We start from the raw sequence: 8028 nt of genomic DNA on the forward strand, positions 1-8028 counted from the left end.
CGTGCGTTTCGGCCACCCGGCCCGGATGGGTTCCACCTGGGGCCGCACGCCCGGCAATGGTCCCGATCTTTGCAATGAACCCGGCAATACGTCGGTCGCCCGGGAATCTGTGCCAATGTCGGACGAATTCATCCCGTTCTGGAGGTTGCTCGTCTCCGCGGAAGAGCAGCTTCAATGGGGCCTTGAGCCGGAGACGATGGAAGTCACGGCCCGCGCATTGGCCTGCCGGCACCCGGGCAGCGCCCTCGCCGAACGCCTGATGGCGCGCGCCGCCTCTGTCCGCGCAATGGGCACGCGCATGCCGAGCCACGGCGCGCGAACGGCCGCCGCTCCCGCAGCGTGACCAGAGGCGATCGGGCGCGGCTCTAAGCCTTTGTTTCAACGCGCTCTCTTGCGCCGAACCGGTTTCCACTTCGGCGGAGAGCGCTCTGAGCCCATCTTGTGATGGACGTCCTTGCGCCGACCAGCCGCTTCGACGGCGGGCGCTCCGATCGTCAGGCGACCCGGTGACGATCGGCGGAGGTCTGCGGAGCCGGAGCGGCGGGCTTGGCCTGCTCGGCGAGCGTCCGAAGCGCCGCCACCATCGCGTCGGTCTGCCTGTCGCGGATCGGCGTCTCCCACCCGTCGCGGCTTCCGCGCCAGGCCACCAGGAAGCTGGCCAGGAGGGCCGTGGCGCTCGCGATGAACGGGGCGGTGATCAGCGCGGCGAGCGGGCTGATCGGACCCAGGAGAGCGGCCGTCGCCACGCCGCCACCCAGCGCTGCCGCGACTACGAAGAGCATCGGAATCTCGCCCGATAGGGGGAGCGGACCCCAGCGGTCGGCCCTCATCCGGAACTTATGATCAAAGCGTTAAGAACCTGTTAACGGAAACGTTTCCTCCGTTTATAACCGTTAGGAATTCGGATGAAGGCCAAGCTTCGATCCGATATTTCGGCGGCTTGACCGCAATCCGAAGGTTCCAGAGCGGGCGGTTGCGCCTGCGGGTCGGCGACGGCAGCATCGCCCGCGAGTCCCGCCCGTGCGGGCGGACCACCGTCACCGTCGCGGCGCCCGGCACAACCGAGCCGCGCATGCCACGGTCCGACTCCCACGCGTTCAGACCCGCCACGGTGCGCTGAACCCAGCCCGGTTTCGCCATACGCCCGACCTACTGGGCTGACAGGGTTGCAATTGATCTACAATTGGCTAAGCTCATCCGCAGATACTACTGAGGAGGGCGGCCATGAAACCAGTCTATCCCCAGGGCGATGACCGCGCAGATGCCCCGCTTCCGTCAGCGCCGGCCCTTCATCCGCTGCACGAGGATCTGCTTCAGCAGGAACAGATGCGGCGCCTCCACAACACGCGTGCCCGCCAGCGTGCCGCCCGGCATCACCGGGCTGGCCGATCCCTGATCTGAACACCGTGCTCGACACCCTCCTCCTCATCTGCGCCGCGATCGCCATCCTCGGAACGGCGGTCCGGATCGTCATCGCCGCTTCCGTGCCGGCGATCCGTCCCCGTCGGATCGAACGGGATGAGCCCGTCGAGACGGAAGGCTGAGGAGTCAGGCACCGGGCCGGAAGCCCGGGACATGCGGGGCGCCCGGGCTGCCCACCGCCTCGGCGGTGATTCGGATCGACGCCGGCCCGTGGCCCCCCTATACGCGCCCGGCGGGCGGCGCAGCGATCGGCGCGTGATCGGAGCCTCTGGCGTCCGCTGAGGGATTCGGCGTGGCGGAGAGCGTGGCAGTCGTCGGCCTGGGCTATGTCGGGCTTCCCCTCGCCCTGGCCTTCGGCCGAACGCGGATCACGATCGGCTACGAGCAATCCGCCGACAAGGTGGCGGCCTACCGCGCCGGGCGCGACCCGGCGGGCGAGGTCGACGCGGCCACGTTCGAATCCGCCCGGCACCTCACGGTCACCGACGACCCCGCCGCGCTGTCGGCGGCCGACATCATCATCGTGACGGTCCCGACCCCCGTCGATGCGGCCCAGCGGCCGGATTTCGATCTGCTGATCAAGGCCGCCGCCCTGGTCGGGCAGCACATGCGCCCCGGGGCGATCGTGGTGTTCGAATCCACCGTCTATCCCGGCGCCACCGAGGAGATCTGCATCCCCGTGCTGGAGCGCTCCTCCGGCTTGCGCTGGAAAACGGATTTCTTCGTCGGCTACTCCCCGGAGCGGATCAACCCGGGCGACCGGGAGCACAGCCTCGCCCGGGTGGTGAAGATCGTCTCGGGCGATACCCAAGAGACCCTGGCGCGGCTCGGGACCCTTTACGGATCGATCATCGAGGCCGGGATCCACGCCACGGCGTCGATCCGGGTCGCGGAGGCCGCCAAGGTCATCGAGAACACCCAGCGCGACCTGAACATCGCCCTTATGAACGAGCTGTCGCTGATCTTCGACAAGCTCGGGCTCGACACGCTGGAGGTGCTCGAAGCGGCCGAGACCAAGTGGAATTTTTTGCCCTTCCGCCCGGGCCTCGTCGGCGGCCACTGCATCGGGGTCGATCCCTACTACCTGACCCACAAGGCCGCGATGATCGGCCATCACCCGCAGGTGATCCTGGCCGGGCGGCGCATCAACGACAGCATGGCCGCGCATGTCGCCCGCGGGACGGTCAAGCGGATCGTCCGCGGGGGAGGGGGCCCGGGCGGCGGGCGGGTCATCGTGCTCGGCCTGACCTTCAAGGAGAATTGTTCGGATTTGCGCAACTCCAAGGTCGCCGACCTCGTCCGGGAGCTGGAGGAATTCGGCTGCACCGTCGCGGTCCACGATCCCCGCGCCAGCGCCGCCGAGGCCCGGGCCGAGTACGGGATCGCGCTGACCGACTGGGACGACCTGCCCGGCGCGGCGGACGCGGTCGTGATCGCCGTCCCGCATCAGGATTACGCCCGGCTGGGGCCGGAGGCGATCACCGCTCGGTTGCGGCCCGGGGGGTTGGTGGTCGACGTGAAGGCGCTCCACGAGAGGTCGACCTTCGAGCGGCTGGGCTTCGCGGTCTGGCGGCTGTAGCGCGCCGGGACCGCACGGCCGCCATTCCAGCGCCAGACCCATCGAAGGGGCGGCACCTGAAAACCTGCGCGGCCGGAGAGGCCGCGACGGACACCTCAAGATCGAGCGGCCCTGTCGATTCCCGGCCTGCATCGATGCCGAAAGCGATTCACAGATACCCGATTGTCTGCGGATCCGCCCGTCTGCTTTCTTGAACGCGCCAGAGCGACATGGCCTTCGCCCATGATGGCGTGTCTTCCACGCCGTCCAGGCTATCCTTGCTCGCGGAATATTCGCCCCAGGCTTTGACGAACAGATCGACGACAGGATTGTTCGTCTTGACATTGGCCGGCATGCGGTGGGGATGCGTTTCGCGCATCGCGTTCTCGTAGCCCCATTGCGCTCTGGCTCGCGCCGTTACCCAGGACAGGGACACCTTCTCCTCGGTGGACGCGCCATCCAGGACACCGATCGAGGCCTTGAACGCGGCGGCCGGATCCTTGCCCTTCGGATCGGCGGCGGCCGTTGCCGCCTTGAGCAGATCCTCGACGGGCAGGCTTGCCGCCTTGATCTCGGCCTCCGAGAACAGGCCGCCCTGATTGCTCTTGATCGCATAGAGCGTTCGTCTGTCCAGCTTACCGATCTTGATGGCTTCCCGCCATTCCTTCTCGGTCGTATGGCGATCTGCCGCCTTGTTGAGACGGATGTAAGCTTCGTCCAGGAACGCTCTTGCCCGCAGGGCGACCTTGGAGAAGGATTCTCTCGGGTTGAGCTTGCCGTTGGCTACGTCCTGTCCACGACTCTTATTCGCCTCGGACAGGCTGGGCGCCGATATGCCGTTTGACAGCCTCGTCGGATCGGATTTTCTATCATAGTTGCGAAATATATACGCACTGAACGCCGAAAACATCGTACAGTCACCTTCGCAGGAGGTCGCGCAACTCAGTGCATCCTAGTTTATCCGACCTCAGATTGATAGGAACGTACAAGTTGCGTACACGACATCGACGCCGCGGGTAGTGTGCGTGTTCGAGCAGAGGACGAGGCGCGCCATGCCGCCGACAGGCGACGAACCCGGCACGGTTGCAGACCGGCACGCGCGCTACCCGGACGCGCGGATTCGCGCGATCCTGAACGACACGCGCACGATCGCGCTGGTGGGGGCCTCGGCCAACCCCGCCCGCCCGAGCTGGATCGTGCTGAAATACCTGCTCGATCGGGGCTACGCGGTGACCCCGGTCAATCCCGGCCTCGCCGGCCAGGACCTGCTCGGCCGCCGGGTCGCGGCAACGCTCGCCGAGGTGCAGGCCTGCCTGGGCGACCAGCCGATCGACATGGTCGAGATCTTCCGCAATTCGGCCGCCGCCGGACCGCTGGTCGACGAGGCGCTGGCCCTCTCGCCCCTGCCCAAGGTCATCTGGATGCAGCTCGGCGTGCGCGACGACGCGGCCGCCGCCCGGGCCGAGGCGCGGGGCCTCACGGTGATCATGAACCGCTGCCCCAAGATCGAGTACGGGCGGCTCTCGGGCGAGATCGGCTGGACGGGGGTAAATTCCCGCATCCTCAGCGCACGGAAGCCCGTGCTGGCCGCCAAGGGTGTCCAGAAGCTCACAATCGCCGAGCGGGGCCGGCGCGGCGACTGATGCGGTATTCTGATACCGCAAACACTAAGTCATTCTGAAGTCTTCGTTTTCCAGAAAAATTCATTTCGCTGTTGACCCTGCAACCGGGTCCGGCTATGCACCCGGCACCGCCGCCGCGTGTCCCCCACGCGGCGGCTCCTTTTTCGGCACCCCGATGCCTGACGGTCCCGCCAGTCGGGGCCGGATCCGTCGGAACCCCTGGGATTTGGCTATGAAGACCACCTCGCTGAAGCCCGCCGAGGTCGACAAGAAGTGGATCGTGATCGACGCGGAGGGCCTCGTCGTCGGCCGTCTCGCTTCGATCGTGGCGATGCGCCTGCGCGGCAAGCACAAGGCCGCCTACACGCCCCACGTCGATTGCGGCGACAACGTCATCGTCATCAACGCCGAGAAGGTGAAGTTCACCGGGCGTAAGTACAATCAGAAGAGCTACTTCTACCACACGGGCTATCCGGGCGGCATCAAGGAGCGCACGGCCAAGTTCATCCTCGAGGGCCGGTTCCCCGAGCGCGTGGTCGAGAAGGCCGTCGAGCGCATGCTGCCCCGCGGCCCGCTCTTCCGTCAGATCCTCGGCAATCTCCGCGTCTACAAGGGCGCCGAGCACCCGCACGAGGCCCAGCAGCCGCAGGCGCTCGACGTCGGCGCCCTCAACCGCAAGAACGTGAGCGCTTGATCATGGCGACCCTGCAGTCCCTCGCCGACCTCAACCGGGCGAATACCGGCGCGGTCGATCCCGCCAACGAGGCCCCCGTCCACGTCCAGAAGCTGGACGCCCAGGGGCGTGCCTACGCCACCGGCAAGCGCAAGGACGCGGTCGCCCGCGTCTGGATCAAGCCCGGCAAGGGCACGGTCACGATCAACAAGCGCCCGGTGGAGACCTACTTCGCCCGTCCGGTGCTGCGCATGATCCTGCGCCAGCCGCTGGAGATCGCCAACCGCGTCGACCAGTACGACATCACCGTCACGGTGGCGGGCGGCGGCCTCTCGGGTCAGGCCGGCGCCGTGCGCCACGGCCTGTCGAAGGCCCTGACCTACTACGAGCCGGAGCTGCGCGCGCCGCTGAAGCGCGAGGGCTTCCTCACCCGCGATGCCCGCGTGGTCGAGCGTAAGAAGTACGGCCGCAAGAAGGCCCGCCGCAGCTTCCAGTTCTCCAAGCGTTAAGACACCCGGTCACACAGGTGTCACGGAGAGGGCGGCTCCTGCGGGGGCCGCCCTTTCGCGTTTCTGGGGCATCATCCCGAACGGTGGCCACCGGCTTTCGAACGGAGATGATGCAAAGACACGGCTTGAGAATATCGCAGCGGTTTCGGCCGCCTGGACGATGCCCTCGAGCCTGCTGCTGCCGTTGACACGATGGTGCAGCGCGATCACCTGGACAGCCATGCCCGACTCGGGCGGCGCATGGGACTCTTTCAAGAGCGAGACGGACGATGGCTGGCGACGGCGCGAGAAAGCCCACCGTGTTCATCGACGGCGAGGCCGGCACGACCGGTCTCGGCATCCGCGAGCGCCTGGAGCGCGACGGGCGGGTCGCCCTGCGCAGCATCGCGCCCGAGCACCGGAAGGATCCGGAAGCCAAGCGCGCCCTGCTGGCCGAAGTGGATCTGGTCGTGCTGTGCTTACCCGACGCGGCCGCGAAGGAGACGGTGGCGCTCGCCGACAGCCTGCCCGGCGGCGGTCCGCGCATCCTCGACGCCAGCACGGCCCATCGGGTCGCCGAGGGCTGGACCTACGGCTTCCCGGAGATGACCCGGGAGCAGGGTGCGGCGATCGCCAGCGCCCGGCGGGTGGCCAATCCCGGCTGCTATCCGACCGGCGGCATCGCGCTCCTGCGACCCCTGGTCGAGGGCGGGCTGATCCCGGCCGATCACCCGATCAGCGTCAACGCGGTCAGCGGCTACAGCGGCGGCGGCAAGAGCATGATCGAGGCCTACGAGCAGGGCGCGGCGCCCCCGTTCCAGCTCTACGGCCTCGGCTTCACCCACAAGCACGTGCCGGAGCTGCAGCTTTACAGCGGGCTCGCCCGGCGGCCGATCTTCGTGCCGTCCGTGGGCAATTTCCGGCAGGGCATGCTGGTGAGCGTGCCGCTCCACCTCGACGCGCTGCCGGGCAAGCCCTCGGCCGCAGACCTGGAGGCTGCGCTGCGCGACTGGTACGCCGACCGGCCGCTGGTGCAGGTCGTGCCCGGCGCCGCCACGGGCGCCCATCGCGAAAAGATCGAGCCGGAGGATCTCAACGACACCGACCGGCTGGAGCTGCGCGTATTCGGCTCGGCCGAGCACGGGCAGGCGGTGCTGGTGGCCCGCCTCGATAATCTCGGCAAGGGTGCCTCCGGGGCGGCGGTACAGAATCTCGGGCTGATGCTCGGCCTCGACGGCTGAGAGTCTGTTCGACCCGCGATCCCGGGTTTCCAAAGGGCTTCAACCCTCTGGCGGGTTCTCAGGGCAGAGCCCTGAGACCTTGACCAAAGCTCTGCCCTGGACCCGCGAAAGGCCCCGGGCGTGTTTACCGCGTGCCGGTGATCCGATAGGGCGGGTGCTCGACGATGGCGCGCGGTAAATTTGCCCTCACGCGCCTGCGCCCGATCCGCCTTGAGACACGCACGCCGCGTCGGTCGGTCAGGATCCAGGAGCGGGTCGGGAAGGCCGAGGGAGCGGCTTGGTGAGATTGATCGCGTGACGCGGCTGACAGCTTTGTACCCCCGCGGGCCGGTCTCACGCTGGGTGCGGGCGCGCGGCACCCCGCTGCTGCGCCGCCTCGCCGGCCCCGCTCTGCCGCCGGCCCACGACTTCGCCAGCGCCGAGGCGCAGATCGCCGCGCTCAAGCCTCACGTCGACGCCGCCTTCTACGCCACATGGTACGGCATCACCGCCGATCCCGTGCGCGACTTCCTCGTCCACGGCTGGCGCGAGGGCCGCGACCCGCGGCCCGACTTCTCCTGCGCCGCCTACCTCGCCGCGCACCCCCATCTCGCCCGCGCCGGCATCAACCCGTTCCTGCACGCCCTCGTGCGCCGCGCCGGCAGCCTCGCCGCGGCCGGCACGGCGACCCTGCCCCGGCCCGACACCGAGGAAGCCCTGCGCCTCGCCCGGCGGCTGGTCGACGGGCCGTTCTACCTCGCCGCCAACCCCGACCTGCAGGCCGCCGGCGTCGACCCGGCCGCGCACTACATGGCCTCGGGCTGGCGCGAGGGCCGCGAGCCCGCACCCCGATTCGACACCCTGGCCTACTGCCTCACCCGCACCATCACCTACGCCACCCAGAACCCGCTGGTGCACTACGTCCTCAACGGCGGACCCGCGCACCCGGACCGGGCGGCGGGCCTCGCGCTGCGGGTCGAGACGCTGGCGCCCTACTTCGACGCCGCCCACTACCGGGCCGGCCTGGAGGCGGCCGGGGGCGGGC

The 8028-nt window shown here is 68.6% G+C and carries 9 protein-coding genes and 1 pseudogene; 8 read left to right on the forward strand and 2 right to left on the reverse strand.

The window, feature by feature from the left end; all coding sequences use genetic code 11:
* Positions 1–115: 115 nt before the first annotated feature.
* Positions 116–343, forward strand: a complete 228-nt coding sequence (locus tag FVE89_RS14485) for a hypothetical protein (protein WP_210254058.1) — start codon at positions 116–118, stop codon at positions 341–343.
* 151 nt (positions 344–494) lie between these two features.
* On the opposite strand, the gene FVE89_RS14490 is transcribed toward FVE89_RS14485, so the two are convergent.
* The gene (locus FVE89_RS14490; protein ID WP_160534642.1) at positions 495–782 is read right to left on the reverse strand and encodes a hypothetical protein; all 288 of its coding nucleotides are present in this window, start codon (positions 780–782) and stop codon (positions 495–497) included.
* A 624-nt stretch (positions 783–1406) separates the two neighbouring features.
* Here FVE89_RS14490 and FVE89_RS14495 point away from each other — a divergent pair.
* Together FVE89_RS14495 and FVE89_RS14500 are read left to right on the forward strand one after the other, a co-directional pair.
* Complete coding sequence (locus FVE89_RS14495; RefSeq protein WP_160534643.1) at positions 1407–1544, forward strand: hypothetical protein; 138 nt, start codon at positions 1407–1409, stop codon at positions 1542–1544.
* Positions 1545–1726: 182 nt separating this feature from the next.
* Positions 1727–3001: a nucleotide sugar dehydrogenase gene (locus FVE89_RS14500; protein ID WP_342389469.1), complete on the forward strand. Its 1275-nt coding sequence runs from the start codon at positions 1727–1729 to the stop codon at positions 2999–3001.
* Positions 3002–3149: 148 nt separating this feature from the next.
* Here FVE89_RS14500 and FVE89_RS14505 read toward each other — a convergent pair whose 3' ends face one another.
* Entirely contained in the window at positions 3150–3890 is a 741-nt protein-coding gene (locus FVE89_RS14505; RefSeq protein ID WP_160534645.1) for a hypothetical protein, read from the reverse strand.
* A gap of 142 nt (positions 3891–4032) precedes the next feature.
* Between FVE89_RS14505 and FVE89_RS14510 the strand changes: the two genes are divergently transcribed.
* The 5 genes and pseudogenes from FVE89_RS14510 to FVE89_RS14530 all read left to right on the forward strand — a co-directional run.
* A complete protein-coding gene (locus FVE89_RS14510) occupies positions 4033–4623 on the forward strand; it encodes a CoA-binding protein (protein WP_202130821.1) in 591 nt (196 codons plus the stop codon).
* Between the two features lie 211 nt (positions 4624–4834).
* Complete coding sequence (gene rplM / locus FVE89_RS14515; protein WP_160534646.1) at positions 4835–5296, forward strand: 50S ribosomal protein L13; 462 nt, start codon at positions 4835–4837, stop codon at positions 5294–5296.
* Positions 5297–5298: 2 nt separating this feature from the next.
* The gene (gene rpsI, locus FVE89_RS14520) at positions 5299–5784 is read left to right on the forward strand and encodes a 30S ribosomal protein S9 (protein ID WP_160534647.1); all 486 of its coding nucleotides are present in this window, start codon (positions 5299–5301) and stop codon (positions 5782–5784) included.
* A 269-nt stretch (positions 5785–6053) separates the two neighbouring features.
* Positions 6054–7004: an N-acetyl-gamma-glutamyl-phosphate reductase gene (gene argC / locus FVE89_RS14525; protein ID WP_160534648.1), complete on the forward strand. Its 951-nt coding sequence runs from the start codon at positions 6054–6056 to the stop codon at positions 7002–7004.
* 294 nt (positions 7005–7298) lie between these two features.
* Positions 7299–8028 (forward strand): annotated as a pseudogene (locus FVE89_RS14530) (glycosyl transferase); the annotation flags it as partial.

Source organism: Methylobacterium sp. 2A, assembly GCF_009806555.1.
GTDB lineage: Bacteria > Pseudomonadota > Alphaproteobacteria > Rhizobiales > Beijerinckiaceae > Methylobacterium.

Coding starts and splice junctions, on each gene's coding strand:
- FVE89_RS14510 (WP_202130821.1), top strand. CDS start 4,033: ATGCCGCCGACAGGCGACGAACCCGGCACGGTTGCAGACCGGCACGCG.
- argC (WP_160534648.1), top strand. CDS start 6,054: ATGGCTGGCGACGGCGCGAGAAAGCCCACCGTGTTCATCGACGGCGAG.
- rpsI (WP_160534647.1), top strand. CDS start 5,299: ATGGCGACCCTGCAGTCCCTCGCCGACCTCAACCGGGCGAATACCGGC.
- rplM (WP_160534646.1), top strand. CDS start 4,835: ATGAAGACCACCTCGCTGAAGCCCGCCGAGGTCGACAAGAAGTGGATC.
- FVE89_RS14485 (WP_210254058.1), top strand. CDS start 116: ATGTCGGACGAATTCATCCCGTTCTGGAGGTTGCTCGTCTCCGCGGAA.
- FVE89_RS14490 (WP_160534642.1), bottom strand. CDS start 782: ATGCTCTTCGTAGTCGCGGCAGCGCTGGGTGGCGGCGTGGCGACGGCC.
- FVE89_RS14505 (WP_160534645.1), bottom strand. CDS start 3,890: ATGTTTTCGGCGTTCAGTGCGTATATATTTCGCAACTATGATAGAAAA.